This is a genomic window from Dyella sp. Tek66A03 (genome assembly GCF_052567735.1).
In genome coordinates, this window is sequence record NZ_CP199584.1 from 2,874,564 (window position 1) to 2,890,790 (window position 16,227).

General features: G+C 60.5%; 14 protein-coding genes and 1 tRNA gene. 6 read left to right on the forward strand and 9 right to left on the reverse strand.

Annotated features, from left to right (window positions below):
* Window positions 1-12: 12 nt before the first annotated feature.
* Window positions 13-1,545 (forward strand): S41 family peptidase, encoded by a 1,533-nt coding sequence (locus ACT01B_RS12640; protein ID WP_445143611.1) that lies wholly within the window; start codon window positions 13-15, stop codon window positions 1,543-1,545.
* Between the two features lie 182 nt (window positions 1,546-1,727).
* On the opposite strand, the gene ACT01B_RS12645 is transcribed toward ACT01B_RS12640, so the two are convergent.
* Complete coding sequence (locus ACT01B_RS12645) at window positions 1,728-2,048, reverse strand: hypothetical protein (protein ID WP_445143612.1); 321 nt, start codon at window positions 2,046-2,048, stop codon at window positions 1,728-1,730.
* 552 nt (window positions 2,049-2,600) lie between these two features.
* On the opposite strand from ACT01B_RS12645, the gene ltrA reads away from it, so the two are divergent.
* Window positions 2,601-3,842, forward strand: coding sequence for a group II intron reverse transcriptase/maturase (gene ltrA / locus ACT01B_RS12650; protein WP_445143493.1), 1,242 nt, complete (start codon window positions 2,601-2,603; stop codon window positions 3,840-3,842).
* A 604-nt stretch (window positions 3,843-4,446) separates the two neighbouring features.
* Here the strand turns inward: ltrA and ACT01B_RS12655 are convergent.
* Window positions 4,447-6,606, reverse strand: coding sequence for an SEC-C metal-binding domain-containing protein (locus ACT01B_RS12655; protein ID WP_445143613.1), 2,160 nt, complete (start codon window positions 6,604-6,606; stop codon window positions 4,447-4,449).
* Between the two features lie 301 nt (window positions 6,607-6,907).
* Here ACT01B_RS12655 and ACT01B_RS12660 point away from each other — a divergent pair, with 301 nt between their 5' ends.
* On the forward strand, window positions 6,908-7,207 hold the full coding sequence (locus tag ACT01B_RS12660) for a HigA family addiction module antitoxin (RefSeq protein WP_445143614.1): 300 nt from the start codon (window positions 6,908-6,910) through the stop codon (window positions 7,205-7,207).
* A gap of 160 nt (window positions 7,208-7,367) precedes the next feature.
* Here ACT01B_RS12660 and ACT01B_RS12665 read toward each other — a convergent pair.
* The 3 genes from ACT01B_RS12665 to tpiA form a co-directional block, all read right to left on the reverse strand.
* Window positions 7,368-7,452: transfer RNA gene (locus ACT01B_RS12665), tRNA-Leu, on the reverse strand.
* A 10-nt stretch (window positions 7,453-7,462) separates the two neighbouring features.
* Window positions 7,463-7,915, reverse strand: coding sequence for a preprotein translocase subunit SecG (gene secG / locus ACT01B_RS12670; RefSeq protein WP_445143615.1), 453 nt, complete (start codon window positions 7,913-7,915; stop codon window positions 7,463-7,465).
* A gap of 24 nt (window positions 7,916-7,939) precedes the next feature.
* Window positions 7,940-8,689, reverse strand: coding sequence for a triose-phosphate isomerase (tpiA, locus tag ACT01B_RS12675; RefSeq protein WP_445143616.1), 750 nt, complete (start codon window positions 8,687-8,689; stop codon window positions 7,940-7,942).
* Window positions 8,690-8,809: 120 nt separating this feature from the next.
* On the opposite strand from tpiA, the gene ACT01B_RS12680 reads away from it, so the two are divergent.
* Window positions 8,810-9,622, forward strand: a complete 813-nt coding sequence (locus tag ACT01B_RS12680) for an SDR family NAD(P)-dependent oxidoreductase (protein ID WP_445143617.1) — start codon at window positions 8,810-8,812, stop codon at window positions 9,620-9,622.
* Window positions 9,623-9,890: 268 nt separating this feature from the next.
* Here the strand turns inward: ACT01B_RS12680 and ACT01B_RS12685 are convergent, their stop codons facing one another.
* The 4 genes from ACT01B_RS12685 to orn form a co-directional block, all read right to left on the reverse strand.
* Entirely contained in the window at window positions 9,891-10,826 is a 936-nt protein-coding gene (locus ACT01B_RS12685) for an isopenicillin N synthase family dioxygenase (protein ID WP_445143618.1), read from the reverse strand.
* Window positions 10,827-10,919: 93 nt separating this feature from the next.
* Window positions 10,920-12,272 (reverse strand): phosphoglucosamine mutase, encoded by a 1,353-nt coding sequence (gene glmM / locus ACT01B_RS12690; RefSeq protein ID WP_445143619.1) that lies wholly within the window; start codon window positions 12,270-12,272, stop codon window positions 10,920-10,922.
* Window positions 12,273-12,330: 58 nt separating this feature from the next.
* On the reverse strand, window positions 12,331-13,239 hold the full coding sequence (gene folP / locus ACT01B_RS12695) for a dihydropteroate synthase (RefSeq protein ID WP_445143620.1): 909 nt from the start codon (window positions 13,237-13,239) through the stop codon (window positions 12,331-12,333).
* Between the two features lie 51 nt (window positions 13,240-13,290).
* Window positions 13,291-13,851, reverse strand: coding sequence for an oligoribonuclease (orn, locus tag ACT01B_RS12700; protein WP_445143621.1), 561 nt, complete (start codon window positions 13,849-13,851; stop codon window positions 13,291-13,293).
* Between the two features lie 135 nt (window positions 13,852-13,986).
* On the opposite strand from orn, the gene sbcB reads away from it, so the two are divergent.
* Together sbcB and ACT01B_RS12710 are read left to right on the forward strand one after the other, a co-directional pair.
* Window positions 13,987-15,435 (forward strand): exodeoxyribonuclease I, encoded by a 1,449-nt coding sequence (gene sbcB / locus ACT01B_RS12705; protein WP_445147480.1) that lies wholly within the window; start codon window positions 13,987-13,989, stop codon window positions 15,433-15,435.
* A gap of 14 nt (window positions 15,436-15,449) precedes the next feature.
* Window positions 15,450-16,136 carry a DUF2461 domain-containing protein gene (locus ACT01B_RS12710; RefSeq protein WP_445143622.1) on the forward strand — a complete coding sequence of 229 codons (687 nt, stop codon included), beginning with the start codon at window positions 15,450-15,452 and terminating at the stop codon, window positions 16,134-16,136.
* The last annotated feature ends 91 nt before the right edge of the window (window positions 16,137-16,227 follow it).

Consider the following 16,227-nt stretch of genomic DNA (forward strand, 5'->3'; position numbering starts at 1 on the left):
TGCCTACATAATATGCCTACGCATAATTCTTTGAAAAGGTGGGCCGATATGCAAAGGAGATCGCTTGGAGCGCTTTTTGCGGGCCTGCTGGCCGTCGTTGGCGGCGTTTCGGCCGCGCAGGCCGGCCAAACCGCCGATCATGTTGCCGACAAGGATCGGCTCTACACGCCCGCACAACTTCGCGCCGATTTCGAGCGCATGTACCACGGCCTTCAGTCCGCGCATGTCGACCTATACGCATTTACACCCAAACCGGAACTGGATCGACGCTACCGACAGCTGTACTCGCAGTTGAATCACCCCCTGACCTTGCTCCAGGCAAAAGTCCAGTTCGAACAATTTGCCGCTGCAGTGCATATGGGTCACACCCGTGTCGATTCACCCGCCTCGGACTGGCGCAAGTATCGCGCGGATGGCGGCAAGGGCTTTCCCCTCGCGATTCGCGTGGTGAACGGCCGTGTCTACGTTGCAGAGAACCTTAGCGGCGTCGATGCGATCAAGCCGGGCGACGAGATCGTAAGCATGGGTGGACAGAGCGCCCAGCAATGGCTAAAACGCACCGAACAGCATGTCTCGGCAGAGACGAGCTATATGGCCGACTCCCTGATGGAGTACGACTTTCCGATTTACCTGTGGGTCGACCTCGGCCCAGTCGACGGGTTTGATGTAGTCATTCGTCACGGCGGCGCAAACCCCCACAACGTGCGCGTACCTGCGTTGACCAGCGCACAGATGGAAGCGTTTCGTGCGCAACAGCCGCCAGCCCTGGATCTGGAAAAGCCTCTGCGCGCGGCAAAGATGCTTGACGACCGCGTTGCCTACCTCCGGCCGGGGCCGTTCTCCAACGCGGAAGCCAAGACCGAGGCGGAGGGGTGGGATGTCACGGAATTCCAGCAGTTTATCGATCGCTCGTTCGAAAGTTTTCTGGACGCCCACTCGGACCGCTTGATCATCGATTTGCGCGGCAACCCCGGCGGCGACAACCTGTTTAGCGATGTCATGGTGTCCTGGTTTGCGACCCGTCCCTTTCGATTTGCCTCGCAGTTCAAAATAAAAGTGAGTGAGGAATCCATCGCCGCGAATGCGGATCGGATCGCACAAGATGCGGCAGCGGCGGGTCCCATCTCGCGCAAGTTTGCCGATTTGTATGCGCGCTCCAAGGTCGGCGATATGGTCGATTTCGATATTCCACTGGCCTACCCTCGCGAAGGTCGGCGTTTCACCGGCAAGGTCTTCGTGCTCATCGACCGTCAGTCCTACTCGAACGCCGTGTCCGTCGCCGCACTCGTGCAAGACTACAAATTTGGCGTCGTCATCGGCGAAGCGACGTCCGACATGGCGACAACCTACGGCGCCATGGAGCAGTTCAAGCTGCCTAATACAGGGCTATCCGTTGGCTACCCCAAGGCAAGAATTATTCGGCCCAATGGCGATCTCAGTTCAAAGGGCGTGACGCCGGATACGCCCATCCGCATCCCCATCGTTCAAACACCTGCAGATGATGTGCTGCGCCAGGCTGCAGCAATGGCACGCGGTGATCAGTAGGGATGACTTGCCAAGCGGGAACATCGGCGTAAGGCACAGCGGATCGACGGATAAGCGCTGGCGGCAATCCGTGTAAGGCAAAGCCCTGTTTCGAGGTAAGGCGTCACCAAGGTGCGGTGCACCGCCGAACCGGCCGGTGCACCGCGGGAACGATCACAAGGACGCGCTTACCCGTTCATCGGTCAGTCGTTGCTAAGCTGCCGGGCGTACTGCTCCAGGCACTGAATCGCCACGGCTACTCCGTCCTTGAAAAGCGTTGGGAGTGGCCATGTCAGGGGCTCGGCCTTGGGGTGCCTTGCCTTCGCCTTTCGATACGACTCGTCCTCAAACCACAGTCGCGAAAGCGCGTAATGCGCTAGCGCAACGTCGTCGAAGGTCGTGCCGCGTGGCGAGTGTGCCAGTGGACGATGAGCCGGTAGATCGGCAGCGGGCGGATCGGTGAACGGGTCACCCAAGGAGCACAAAGACGGGCGTGCGGGTGCCGTATGATCGTGGACAGCCATGATCAACTCGTGTGCCAAGAACGCGTAGCTCTGTAAGAGCTAGCGATGCTTTATCGAAGATGAGGGAAGGCCCCTCGCGGTCAACGTACAGGCGTGGATCGCAAACCCCTCCAAGCTGCGCGAGTCAAGAGCTCGGGTGGTGAGCGTTGGAGTTAAAGGCGTGGACAACCACGTCAGGTGTGGATTACCGAGACGAACGCAAGTGAATCGCTGTCGACGTGTCGAAAAATGGTTAGACGTTGCCGAAACCGTGCTGATGAGTTGCAGCGCGCGACCCAAGATCAGGGGGCGACCTGCCTACCGCCTGATTGGCAACCGGCATGAAGGCGACGTGACGGTAATCCAGGCTTTGATAAGGAACTTGGGAACCTGTCGTGCCGATGCGAAGGGAGAACCTCAAGGGGAAGGCCTCCCCAAGAGGGTGAGTACCGATGCGGCGCACAGGGGCGGAAATGCCCGTAGTAGGGAGGAAGGTGCCGTAATGGCACTGGACCGAAGGGGCATTGTTATCCCGGTTGGACTTAGCGAACAACTCGCAAGAGGAGGATTTGCATGAGCCTGGCCAAACCCTTTGTTATTTCCAAGCGGGAAGTGTGGGAGGCATACCAGCAGGTCAAGGCGAACCAGGGTGCGGCCGGTGTGGACGGCCAAACGTTGAAACAGTTTGCGCAGAATGAGAACAATCATCTGTACAAGCTGTGGAACCGAATGAGCTCGGGAAGCTACCGACCGCAACCGGTGCGACGAGTGGACATACCCAAGAAGGGCGGGACAACGCGTCCCCTAGGCATACCCACCGTCGTGGACCGGATTGCTCAAACGGTGGTCAAACGGGCTCTGGAACCCACGTTCGAAGCCATCTTCGATCGTGATTCCTTTGGCTATCGCCCCGGTCGCTCAGCCCATCAAGCGTTAGCGGTGGCGCGTCGGCGCTGCTGGGAACGCGACTGGGTCCTGGACCTGGACATCCGGGGGTTCTTCGACACCATTGACCATCGATTACTGATACATGCAGTACGCAAGCACACCCAGTGTGCCTGGGTGCTGTTATATATCGAGCGATGGTTGGCCATGCCGGTCCAGATGCCCGATGGCAATCAGGTCGTCAGTACGGGTCGGGGAACACCGCAAGGGGCGGTTATCAGCCCACTGCTAGCTAACCTGTTTCTGCACTATGTGTTTGATCGGTGGATGCGGGAGTCTCATCCAGGCATCACCTTCGAACGCTATGCCGATGACATCGTTTGTCACTGCCGAAGCGAGCAGGAAGCGAAAGCACTCAGGCAGTCCATTGAGGATCGGCTGGCCCGCTGCAAGTTGGCACTGCACCCGGAGAAGACGAAGGTTGTCTATTGCAAAGATGCCAATCGGAAGAGCATCTATGTCAGCTGCTCTTTTGATTTTCTTGGCTACGAGTTTCGGCCAAGAGAAGCGCGGAATCGGCGAGGGCAATTTTTCACCAACTTCACACCCGCGATCAGTGCCAAGGCCGCACGTGCGATGCGGCAGACCGTCCGCGGATGGGCGATACATCGACGCAGCGATTTGGGCTTCCAACAAATCGTGGACTGGCTAAGTCCTGTGTTACGGGGATGGGTGCAGTATTACGGCCACTTCCACCGCTCTGCACTAAACAAAGCCATGTTCACCATCGATCGCTATCTCGTGCGTTGGGCGTTACGGAAATACAAACGACTGAAGAGACACTGGAGCCGTGGGTGGCAATGGTTGAATGGCATCAAGCAACGTCAACCCAACCTCCTGCCACACTGGATCTTCGGTGAGGGTGGATGACAAGAGCCGGATGACGGGAGACTGTCACGTCCGGTTCCGTGAGAGCCTGTGGGGGAAGTTCCCGTGGGCTACTCGACTCACTCAGTTGGTGATGGTTAGCGGGTCGTAGGTGCTTCAACACCTGCGGCCCGCGCCTCATGACATTGCTGCCATGGTCACTCGCGTAGCCCCATACTAAAGAACGCCGCGAGTGACGCGCCGAAAGTAGCAACGGCCAATTTCGCTGCCTATCAGGGATTCCCGTTGCGGCACACCCGTTCGCGCGACATAGCTGTTGTGGTCCTCGGCCTTCAGACTTCCTGATCGCCCGCCAGTGCCGCCGTTTCCTTGTAACTCAACCTGTCACCGTTGCTCAGCTATTCGCCGTGGATAATGACCATCGCGATCCGAAGCACAATTTGATGTAGCCAGAGGCTTCTCGGCGAACGCTCTTACTAGGCAGGCTGGCTACTCGAGCCGCCTCAGTAGTCCTTGCGATCAGGAACTTTCCGCGCAGCCAAAACGTGCCCCTTGATCACTTCGGCCCAATCTTCTGCATTGGACTCCGGGTATCTTTAGTGAATCGATCCCTCTGATCACACACAAAGCGGAACGTGCCGATAGCTCAATGAATGCAGCATTTCTTGTATTTGAGGCCGCTCCCGCAGGGGCAGCGATCGTTTCTACCCACCTTTTTTGCCACGCTTGAACGCAATATCTCAGCAATGTCTCTCGTCGGTCGCCCTGCCTGCATCCTAGATGTGAGGCTATCCATTTTTGAGGATTGCTCCCATGTGTAATCAAGCACAACACCGAAACGTATCTCACCCTTTAAATCAAGGCACACCCCGTACCATCTTGCGGCCTTCTCTGCGTATTTCCTTCTGTCGCAATGAACCCAAAGCCTTTCGACAGACTCTTCATCCGAGGCTGATGGGTTGCAATGAATTGTCAAGCCTTCGCCCCACGCTCCGAAGCCGATCGTGAAATCGTGAAGCGACCGATCAGAGCGCGACATCCTGACGACGTGCTCAGTCCCTTCATTGATTGCCCCACAACTTTTCTCATCTACCGTCAGTAGAGTCAGCCCAAGCTCGATCGTCGACGGGTGAGCTCTCTCTTCGATTTGCTTGATCAATCGTTCAAAGGTTGTGCCCGAGAAGCGCGTCAGAATGCCTTCCGGAGTTTGCGCGCCGGGCATTCCATCACGCCTTGCGCACATGGCTATATCGAGCTCTACGGAAACGTCGTCTCCAAGCATCACAAAGCTATTGTCGTCATCGAGCCAAAGGTTGCGCTTTAGGTGATATGCGAGAACCGATAGCTCATGAGTCATTCCTAGACGTTCGGCGTACTCCGCCCTCTGCCTTATGAAACTCAACAGTCTGAGAGGTGAATCCAGCATCTCAGTCATGGCGTCGAGTAGAAATACATCCATGACGAACGGCGGTCGAATCGGTGGCTCGACTTCGTATTTGAGGAACTGTCGCGACTGGAAGCTAAGTGCGGGGTAGTGATCTGCTACGACGCAGAAGAGATATATCTCCTTTGGCTGAAATCTCAACTGAAGCTTGGTTCCATCCCTCTTTTGCAGACTGCAGTTCGATGTGGCGATCTGCCTAGCGCAACCTAGCGCCTGATCGTACGAGTCCTGAATCGCCTTTTGAAAATCCTCTCGAATCCGGCCGTCGTTACCTTTTCTCGCCTCTAGAGTGAGACGCTTTGACTTTGCCTGAAGAACGATTAAACGATCACCATGCTCGACAAGGACGTCGATTTCCCCAAGCTTCGTGCCTTTCTTGGCTACAAGGTCGATATTCTGATGGACATTGCTCTTTCCAAATACCGAAGCGAGTCGCTTGGCCGCGAAGTCCTCTGTAAATCTCCCGCGATGCTCGGATGCAGTCGCCAGATAGGATTTGTCTTTGACCATCCAAAAGTACGGTGACTCGTACAGAGCCTCGACGAGGCTGTAATACTGAAAAAGTAGATAGTTCTCATCGTCAACGCGAAGAAGAGGGGCAGCGTTCGTGGCATTGAAGTCGATCAAAGACTCGAACTGCTCGTTTTCTCCTTCGAACGTAAATGCCCTCAAGACACATTCGACAGCGGTTTTTGGCACACCACTTTCTTCGACGACCTCGCGAGCTGAAAACATATGACTAGGCAAAAGTGTCCAATTTTCCGCCGGCTCCTTCAAAAAGGAGGCATGGGAAAGTGTCACCTTCCTGTTCTGGATTGCGGTGATCGACCGGACAACGCGTAACGCTGATTCAATGGTAAATCCCTTCTTTTCGCTGAGCCAATTGGCATCGTCTCGATACTTATCCGCTGCGAAGTCCCGATACTGAAAGCCGTATGCCGACTCGCCTCCATAGAAGATAGGCTCTCGAAATAATGTCCCCTGATCGAACGAATGGTCACTCGGCGCGGCATTTCGGTCTTCGGTTAGGGCATGAGTCATGGCGCTGCTCATTGCATCATGCAACTCCTTCAGTAAAGCGTCGCTCCGATCTATGTAGCTTTGGGTGACTTCGGGGGTGGCGAGGACGAGGTCAATGTTTCCTTTGACCAACAAGCCAATGAGCGTCGAAATCTCGGTACGCACCAATCGCTCTGATGAGAAGAGCCTCAGCATGTCCTTGGGCTTGACCTCATCCCGGAAGGCAATGACGTTATCCCTGAAACACAAGAAGGCAACGGCGTGGATGTACCCGGGTTGCCGGCACAACCCCGATAGTTCCGAAAAGATCATCGCCTCAGTTCGCATGACGTCCGTTTTCATTCGCACCTTCTGGGGTTTCGACCGCAAAGCGGGTCAGAGTGAGCTGGCCCGAGTTTGACGGACACCTTTGAAGGGGGACAATCCCCTGGGAGGTGTCAGATGGTCAAGCGCCAACGATTCACCGCTGAGTTCAAGCGTGAGGCGGTCCGGTTGCTCGATGCGGGCGACCGGCCAGCACAGCATCCGAATCAACGATCAATTCCGCGTGTGCCTTAGATGGAATGGCAGCGCGGCCTACGATGTAGAAATAACCGACTACCACTGACGACTAAGCGACGACGATTGACGATGGAGCACCCGCATGGCATCCCGTAACCTACTCCCGCCGATCCACCCCGGCGAAATCCTCGCCGAGGAATTCATGAAGCCGCTAGAGCTGTCGGCGAATGCCCTCGCCCGCTCTATCGACGTCACGCCCATGCGTATAAACGAGATTGCAAACGGCAAGCGCGGCATTACCGCAGACACAGCGCTTCGCCTCTCGCGGTACTTCGGCACAACCCCCGACTTCTGGATGAACCTGCAACAGCGGTTCGACTTGGAAACGGCCCGCCACCAACTCGGCGAGACGCTGGCGCATATCCACCCCCACGCGGCCTGACGGACGAGCCGGGCCCTATCTTGCGGATTTCGACGAAAAGAGGGAAAGGTGCATTTACGCTTCACGCACAAGCAGGCAAAGCACAGATACAAAAAAACCCGCCAATAGGCGGGTTCTTCTGTTCTTTCAGGAGCCAGCAGGAAATGCTGCATCCTCTGATTGGTGCCCAAGGGGGGACTCGAACCCCCACGCCTTACGGCGCTACCACCTCAAGGTAGTGCGTCTACCAATTCCGCCACCTGGGCAGGTGTCTTACTAATTTTTCTTTGCCGGTTCCGTCGCGGCTGGTACGTCACCTGCCGGCTTGGCCGGCGGGGTGGCTGCAGGTACATCGCCCTGGCTGGCCGTCGGCTTGGTCGCCTGCGGGATTTCCGCGTTGACCGGAGCGGCGGGCTGCGCATTCTGCGTTGCAGCTGGCTTGGTGGCAATACCCGACATCACACCGAGATCGCTGCCGTTGGCAGGCTGCGAGGTGCCGTGGCGGCTAAGGTAAATACCCATGCTAAGGCTGAGCAGGAAGAACAACGCTGCGAGCACACCCGTGGCACGGGTCATGAAGCTGGCCGAACCGCGCGCACCGAAAACGGTCGACGAAGCACCGCCGCCGAAACCCGAGCCCGCATCCGCACCGGCGCCGCGCTGCAAGAGGATCAGCACGATCATCGCCGCGGCGATCAGAATGTAGAAGACGCTGAAGATGACGAACATGTTTGTCTAAAGGGTCCGTTGCGCTTAGTGCGCCGCAGCGCAGATTCCCAGAAACTCGGCGGCTACTAGCGAGCAGCCACCAATCAGTCCTCCATCAACGTCCGACTGCGCGAACAAGTCCGCCGCATTCGCCGCTTTGACGCTGCCGCCATAAAGCAGCCGAGTCAGACGGGCAATCATAGCATCTTCTTTTTGGAGTTGGCTACGGATGAACGCATGAACCGCCTGTACCTGCTCTGGCGTGGCCGTACAGCCCGTACCGATGGCCCAGACTGGCTCGTAGGCGATAACGGCCGTATCGAAGCTGCCAATGCCGTTGAGCGCGATCACTGCGTGCAGCTGCCGGGCCAACACGGCCTCGGTGGCGCCCGCTTCACGCTCGGCCAGGGTTTCACCGACGCAGAGAATGGGGGTGAGGCCGCCAGCGCGGGCGGCCGCGAACTTGCGCGCTATCAGCTCGTCGCTCTCGCCCTGATATTGGCGGCGTTCGGAATGCCCCACCAGGGCCCACTGCGCACCTACGTCGGCCAGCATCGCGGCGGAGACCTGACCGGTATAGGCGCCCTGCCCGTGGTGCTCGCTGACGTCCTGTCCGCCGAAGCCCAGGCCCGAGCCAGCATGCTGGTGGGCTAGTTCACCGAGGTAGGGAAACGGGGGAAATACCGCCACATCGACGGAGGAAGGCAAAGCGGCGACGATGTCGCCCACCAGTGCGGACGACATGGTGCGGCTGCCGTACATCTTCCAGTTGCCCGCGACGAGCTTCTTGCGCATGTCACTATTCCCTGCCTGCAAACCCTAAAGCTTAGCGATCGACCATGCCACTGGCAATGCAGCAGCGACAAGCCACTGCTATTACGAGAAAATTTAGAAGAACCACAAAGAGACCACTTGATGCCAGCTACCCGCCCACTGACCCTGATTACCGGCGCCTCCGCCGGCATCGGCGCTGCCTTCGCACGCGATCTCGCCGCGCGAGGACATGACCTTGTACTCACCGCCCGCCGCACGGATCGCCTGGAGGCGCTTGCGCAAGAACTACGAGCCCGCCACCCGTGCGCCATCACGGTATTAACTGCCGACCTGGGACAGCCGGGTGCCATACCCGTACTGTGCGGCGAACTGATGTCACGTGGTCTTGCCGTGGACTGGCTGATCAACAACGCCGGCTATGGCGTGCCCGGCACCTTCGAGGCCGTCGACTGGCCGGTGCACGAGGCCTTTATGCGCGTCTTGATGACGGCACCGACCGAGCTCGCCTGGCGCTTGCTGCCGGGCATGCGTGAGCGCGGCTACGGCCGCATTATCAATGTCGCCTCCCTGGCCGGCCATGTGCCGGGTTCCGCGGGTCATACGCTGTATGCGGCGAGCAAGGCGTATCTGATCAAGTTCTCGCAGTCGCTGGCACTGGAGAACCGTCACCTGGGTGTTCACGTGTGCGCACTCTGCCCTGGTTTCACCTGGTCGGAGTTCCATGATGTAACGGGTACGCGGACGTTGATGAACGCCTTGCCGGGCTTCATGTGGCAAACCGCTGAGGCCGTGGTGCGCGAGGGTCACGATGCGGTTGAACGCGGTGTGGTGGTGCATGTGACGGGGCGGGTGAATCGCTTCATCAAGGCGTTGATGAAGGTGCTGCCGGATCCATTCACGCTTTGGCTGTCGGCACGGGAGTCGAAGCGGTATCGCGCGTTGGAAGGGATGTAAGGGCTGTCTGCGGCGGCGATTCTTTCGACTTTCATGCCCCTCATCCCAATAGGGGCACAGGCACCCCAGGCAACCTCACCGTCATCCCAGCAGCTCTCAACAGCCGAAGGACTGGTCAAGCTGGGATCCATTGCCTCTCTCTCTTTTCCATCGCCCCGTGGTCAGGATGCTCGGTCGCTTCTGATTGGGCGTTTTCGCGAGTACCCGCCCCTCACCCCGACCCTCTCCCCATCGGGGAGAGGGAGTTGGAGCGTGAGGGTGAGAGTGGCTAGATCAGCTTGATTTCGCGGAGGCGCTGCATCAGGTATTCGTGGGAGGTGATGCTGGTGTCGTAGCGGCTCGGGTTGTCGGCCGAGATGGTTTGCGGCAGCGGGTCGAGTACGACGTCCGGGTTCGGATGCAGGAAGTACGGCACCGAATAGCGCGGCTTGCGCGCGTTGTCGTTCTGCGGGTTCACCACGCGATGCGAGGTGGAGGGATACACGTGGTTGGTCAGGCGCTGCAGCATGTCGCCGATATTCACCACGATGGCGTCGCCCTCAGTGGTGATCGGCAGCCACTCGCCGTCGCGAGTCAGCACTTCCAGGCCTTCCGCACTGGCGCCCACCAGCAAGGTGATGAAGTTGATGTCTTCATGCGCACCGGCGCGCACGTTCGGGATGTTCTCCTCGGTGATCGGCGGGTAGTGGATCGGGCGCAGGATGGAGTTGCCCTGGTCGGTCTTGTCCTCGAAAAAGTTCTCGGGCAGATCGATATGCAGCGCGAGCGCACGCAAGACGCGCGAACCCAACTGGTCGAGCGCATCGAACAGGCCATAGCCGTACTGCTTGAAGTCCGCTATTTCTGACGGCCAGATGTTCGGCGGCATCACCTCGGCAAACTTGGAGTCGCGCGCAATCTCGCGGCCGATATGCCAGAACTCCTTCAGATCAGCGTGCTTGCTGTCCTTGGCGGTTTCCACCTTGAACGGCGTGTAGCCCCGCGCGCCACCGGTGCCAGGCACGCGGTACGTCAGCTTGGTTTCGGCCGGCAGGGAGAAGAAGCGCTGGAAGGTGTCGTAGGCGCCGTCGATCAGCTCACGGGGAATGCCGTGCCCACTGATGCAGCAGAAACCGAATTCGCGATAGGCGGCGCCCAGTTCGGCGACAAACGCCGCGCGATCGGAGTCATAACGACGGATATCAAGCGTCGGAACTTTCTTCATGGCTTGTCCACAGGTTGTGCGTGCGGTCCACTTGAACCCGCCACCGCAGGGGCGGGGCACGTCGGGCCATTCCTTGGCGACCTGCTTACAGGCTCACGAACGTTCTGCGGCCAATTTTACGACATCGGCCAGCCGTGCTGCCATCTGCTGGACCTCGGCCGCGTCGGCCGCTTCCACCGTGACACGCACCAGCGGCTCGGTGCCGGAGGCGCGCAAGACCACCCGGCCACGCCCCGCCAACGCCCGCTCCGTCTCGGCCAGCGCCTCGCGTACGGCATCACTGTCCAGCGCTTCGCGGGCGCCATCGGCACGCACGTTGATCATCACCTGCGGCATTTTGTGCAGACCCTGGCGGGCCTGGGTCAGGTCCATGCCCTCATGCACCAGCACCTCGAGCACGGCCAGGGCCGACACGATGCCATCACCTGTGGTGGCGCGATCCAGGCACATCACGTGGCCCGAGGTTTCACCGCCGAGATTGCCGCCATGCTGCTTGAGCTGCTGCATGACGTAACGATCGCCGACGTTGGCGCGAATCAGCTCGACACCTAGTGCCTTCAGTGCCAACTGCAAGCCGTAGTTGCTCATTAACGTGCCAACGACGGGCCCCCGCAGGAAGCCTTGCTTTTGCCAGCTGCACGCCAGCACATAGAGAATGTCATCACCATCGGAAAGCGTGCCGTGACGATCGACCAGTTGCACGCGATCGCCATCGCCATCGAAGGCGATACCGATATCCGCGCCCTGCTCCACCACCGCGCGCACCAGCGCCTGCGGATGGGTGGAACCGACGTCGCGATTGATGTTGAAACCATCGGGCTTGTCGCCAATGCTGGTGACATCCGCGCCAAGCTCGGAGAAAACCTTGGGCGCGACTTGATAGGTCGCACCATTCGCGCAATCCAGCACGATCTTCATGCCACGCAGGCTGAAGTCCTCGGCCACGGTGGTCTTGCAGAACTCGGCATAGCGCGTCACGGCATCGCCGACACGAATGGCCTTGCCCAGACGTTCGGACGCTACCGTGGTGAACTCCAGCTCCAGCTCATGCTCGATCGCCATCTCGATCTCGTCGGACAGCTTTTCGCCATCGGCCGAGAAGAACTTGATGCCGTTGTCGTGATGCGGATTGTGCGAGGCGCTGATCACAATGCCTGCATGCGCGCGCAACGAACGCGTGAGAAAGGCCACGGCGGGCGTAGGCATCGGGCCGAGCAAGCCGACATCGACGCCGGCGGCAACCAGGCCCGCTTCCAGCGCCGCCTCGAACATATAGCCCGAGACGCGGGTGTCCTTGCCGATAAGCACCTTCGGCCGCACCGGGCCACCGCGGGTAAGCACCACGCCCACGGCACGGCCAAGCTTCAACATGAAATCCGCGCTGATCGGCCACTGGCCGACGAGTCCGCGAATACCGTCCGTTCCAAAATACTTGCGTTGCGTCATGGTTCAACTCCAGGGCCGCGCGTAGCGAAAGTTGCGCGATGCCACTTATATTCCGTTATCACTCGTCGTCCGGCCAACGTGGCGCGGCGGGTTTGCTATCGCGGCGCTCTGGCGTATCGCCGGCCTGTAGGGCATGCCATACGGCAAGGGCATCCACGGTGGCGGCGACGTCGTGCACGCGCACGATCCGCGCACCGCGCTGCACTGCAATGAGAGCGGCAGCGACCGAGCCGGCGGCACGATCCGCCGTCGTGGTCTTGCCGGTCATCGCGCCAATCATCGATTTGCGCGACAGGCCCACGTAGACGCCGCTGCCGAGGTTGGCGAAGCGCTCCAGCGCGCGCAGTAGCGCGAGGTTGTGTTCCAGCGTTTTGCCGAAGCCAAAACCGGGGTCGACCATCACCTTGCGCCGATCGATACCCGCCAGCTCGCAGGCGAACAATCGATCGGTAAGGAAACGGTGCACTTCACCGACCACATCGTCATAGTGCGGCTCGGCCTGCATGCTGCGCGGCTCACCCTGCATATGCATCAGGCACACCGGCACACCGAGCTCGGCCACGGCATCGAGCGCGCCTTCGCGACGCAGCGCATACACGTCGTTGACCATGCCGGCACCCGCCGCCACGGCGGCGCGCATCACCTCCGGCTTGGAGGTATCGATCGACAGCGGCACCTGGGTGCGCGCCATGAGCTGCTCGATCACTGGCACGACGCGACTCAGCTCATCGGCGATCGACACATTGTCGGCGCCCGGCCGGGTGGACTCGCCGCCAATGTCGAGCATGTCCGCGCCCTCCTCGACCATGCGCAGCCCATGCGCCACGGCCTGCTCCACGCTGGCATGAATGCCGCCATCGGAGAACGAGTCGGGCGTGACATTGAGGATGCCGACCACGCGCGGACGGTCGAGCCGCAGAGGCCGGCCAGCGCAGTCGAGTACGGGAGCGAACAGATCAACAGACATGGTGACTCCCGAATGCGGTTGGGCGCGACACGCGGCTCTGAGCCTAAGCGCTCAGGACTCGCCGCCCAGCGGGCCCATGAATTGGCGGTAATAGCGCAGTTCATCGATCGAATCGCGGATATCCGACAGCGCCGTATGGGCAGACTCCTTGGAGAAGCCCTTGCCGATCGACGGCGCCCAGCGCCGGGCAAGTTCCTTGAGCGTGGACACGTCCAGATTGCGGTAGTGGAAAAAGCGCTCCAGGCGCGGCATTTCGCGATGCAGGAAGCGACGGTCCTGGCAGATCGAGTTGCCGCACATGGGCGACTTGCCCTGGGGCACCCATATCCTGAGGAAATTCAGCGTCGCCTGCTCGGCGGCGGCATGGTCGTCGGCCGAGGCCACCACCTGCTCCCACAAGCCCGACTTGCGGTGCTGGTTACGGTTCCACGCGTCCATGCCTTCCAGCCGCTCCAGCGGATGCCGGATCGCAAACACCGGGCCCTCGGCAAGGATGCGAAGGTCTCGATCGGTGACGATGGTGGCGATCTCGAGGATGGAGTCGGTATCCGTATCGAGCCCGGTCATTTCCAGATCGATCCAGATCAGATTGTCGTCGTTCGCTTGGCTCATGCGCCCTCCTGGACGCGGAGTCTAGCAGCAGGCGCGCGGCTGCCACCGTGATCATGGCCTATGCCGCCCGCCCTAGCCGCCCTAGCCCCGCAATCGGGCATGAAGCGCCCATCCGCGACATGCGATGATCCCGCCATGCAGACCTTCTTCTGGCATGACTACGAGACCTTTGGCGCGGACACCTGGCGTGACCGCCCGGTGCAGTTCGCCGGCATCCGCACGAATATGGAGCTGGAGATCATCGGCGAGCCGGTGATGTTCTTCGGCAAGCCTCCACGCGAGATGCCCCCGCACCCCGACGCCTGCCTGATCACCGGCATTACGCCGCAGCAGGCCGAGCGCGAGGGCGTGATCGAGGCCGACTTCGCCGCTCGCGTGCACGAGCAGCTCGCACAGCCGGGTACCTGTGGCGTGGGCTACAACTCGCTGCGCTTCGACGACGAGATCAGCCGCCAGCTGTTCTATCGAAATTTCTTCGAGCCTTACGGACGCGAGTGGGAGAACGGCAACTCCCGCTGGGACCTGATCGACCTCGTGCGCATGTGCCAGGCCTTGCGGCCGGAAGGCATCGTGTGGCCGCTGCGCGACGACGGCTCGCCTAGCTTCAAGCTGGAGCATCTGGCCAAGGCCAATCACCTGCAGCAGGAGCGTGCGCATGATGCGCTCTCGGACGTGCACGCGCTGATCGACCTGGCCCGCCTCATCCGCGTGCGCCAGCCGCGCCTGTGGGACTGGTATCTGAGCCTGCGCCGCAAGCAGCGCGCCTTCGAGCTGCTCGATGTGACCACGATGACGCCGGTGGTGCATGTGTCCTCGCGCTATCCATCGAGCCGGCACTGCCTGGCCGTGGTCGCGCCGCTGGCCGCGCACCCCAGTCGCTCCACCGAAATCATCGTCTACGATCTCGCCACCGATCCGTCCGATTGGCTCGCGCTGGATGAAGACGAGATCGCGGACCGCATCTTCACCGCACGCGCCGACCTTCCCGAAGGCGTGACGCGCATCCCCCTGCGCACCGTACGGGCCAATCGCGCCCCGGCGCTGGCACCGCTGTCCGTGCTCAAGGGCGTCGACCTGGAACGCCTGCAGATCGACCTGGACCGCAGCATGGCCCATCGCGACATGCTGGCGGCGTCCGAAGGCCTCACCGAAAAGCTGCGCCGGGTATTCCAGCGCCAGGCCGAGCTGCCGCCAGCGCAAGACCCGGAGCTGGCGATCTATGGCAGCTTCCTGCCAGATTCGGACAAGCGCCTGCTGGCGGACGTGCGCGCCACGCCGCCCGATCAACTGGGCGAGCGTGCCTTCCCTTTTCGCGACCCGCGCTACCCCGAGCTGCTGTTCCGCTACCGCGCACGCAACTGGCCCGCGACCCTCAGCGCCGACGAACAGGCGCGCTGGAGCGCATTTTGCCGTGAGCGTCTGCTCAAGCGTACGCCGTTGACCAACCTCACCCTGGACGACTACTTCGCCCGTATCGCCGAGCTGCGTGCCGACGCCGCCAACCAGGACAAGCTTCCCCTGCTCGATCAACTGCAGCTATGGGGCGAGTTGCTCGCCACTGACGTCGCCTCTCTTTCCGCCTGACTCCTGCCACGCCCATGCCGACAGCCTATTTCACTCCCGCCACGTTCCGATTCCTGCGTTCGTTGGCGCGCCACAACAGCCGCGAATGGTTCCAGGACCATAAGGACGACTACGAGCGCCACGTGCGCGAACCGTTCCTGGCCCTGATCACCGACCTGCAGGCACCGCTGGCCAAGATCAGCCCGCATTACCGCGCCGACCCGCGCAAGAACGGCGGCTCACTGTTTCGCATCTACCGCGACACCCGCTTCTCCAACGACAAGCAGCCGTACAAGCCATGGCAAGGCGCGCGCTTCTTTCACGAGCGCCGCCACGAGATTCCCGCGCCCTCCTTCTACATCCATATCAAACCGGGCGATTGCTTTGCCGGCGGCGGCATGTGGCATCCGGAGTCGGATGCACTCAAGCGCATCCGCGACTTCATGGCGGACAATCCCGAGGCGTGGAAGCGCGCCACGCGCAGCAAGGTGTTTCGCGATCACCTCACGCTCTGGGGCGAATCACTCACCCGCCCACCGCGTGGCTTCGACCCGAACCACGAGTTGATCGACGACATCAAGCGCAAGGATTTCGCCTGCGGCGAGGGCTTCGATGAGGCACTGGCCTGCTCGAAGGAATTGCTGCCCCGGGTTGTCGGGACGTTTCAGCGAGTGGCGCCAATGGTGGATTACCTGTGTGCGGCGCAGGAGTTGGAGTTTTGAAGCGCCGAGGCTCGACCTGAATCCAATACACCTCACCGTCATCCCAGCGAAGGCTGGGATCCAGTGACTTTTGCCCTGTTTGTGGCTGCTA

Bases quoted from the DNA above. Each gene is read 5' to 3' on its own strand.
- ACT01B_RS12680 (WP_445143617.1), top strand. From the start codon at position 8,810: ATGCCAGCTACCCGCCCACTGACCCTGATTACCGGCGCCTCCGCCGGC.
- ACT01B_RS12685 (WP_445143618.1), bottom strand. From the start codon at position 10,826: ATGAAGAAAGTTCCGACGCTTGATATCCGTCGTTATGACTCCGATCGC.
- secG (WP_445143615.1), bottom strand. From the start codon at position 7,915: ATGTTCGTCATCTTCAGCGTCTTCTACATTCTGATCGCCGCGGCGATG.
- ACT01B_RS12660 (WP_445143614.1), top strand. From the start codon at position 6,908: ATGGCATCCCGTAACCTACTCCCGCCGATCCACCCCGGCGAAATCCTC.
- ltrA (WP_445143493.1), top strand. From the start codon at position 2,601: ATGAGCCTGGCCAAACCCTTTGTTATTTCCAAGCGGGAAGTGTGGGAG.
- glmM (WP_445143619.1), bottom strand. From the start codon at position 12,272: ATGACGCAACGCAAGTATTTTGGAACGGACGGTATTCGCGGACTCGTC.
- ACT01B_RS12655 (WP_445143613.1), bottom strand. From the start codon at position 6,606: ATGAAAACGGACGTCATGCGAACTGAGGCGATGATCTTTTCGGAACTA.
- tpiA (WP_445143616.1), bottom strand. From the start codon at position 8,689: ATGCGCAAGAAGCTCGTCGCGGGCAACTGGAAGATGTACGGCAGCCGC.
- folP (WP_445143620.1), bottom strand. From the start codon at position 13,239: ATGTCTGTTGATCTGTTCGCTCCCGTACTCGACTGCGCTGGCCGGCCT.
- orn (WP_445143621.1), bottom strand. From the start codon at position 13,851: ATGAGCCAAGCGAACGACGACAATCTGATCTGGATCGATCTGGAAATG.
- ACT01B_RS12645 (WP_445143612.1), bottom strand. From the start codon at position 2,048: ATGGCTGTCCACGATCATACGGCACCCGCACGCCCGTCTTTGTGCTCC.
- ACT01B_RS12710 (WP_445143622.1), top strand. From the start codon at position 15,450: ATGCCGACAGCCTATTTCACTCCCGCCACGTTCCGATTCCTGCGTTCG.
- ACT01B_RS12640 (WP_445143611.1), top strand. From the start codon at position 13: ATGCCTACGCATAATTCTTTGAAAAGGTGGGCCGATATGCAAAGGAGA.
- sbcB (WP_445147480.1), top strand. From the start codon at position 13,987: ATGCAGACCTTCTTCTGGCATGACTACGAGACCTTTGGCGCGGACACC.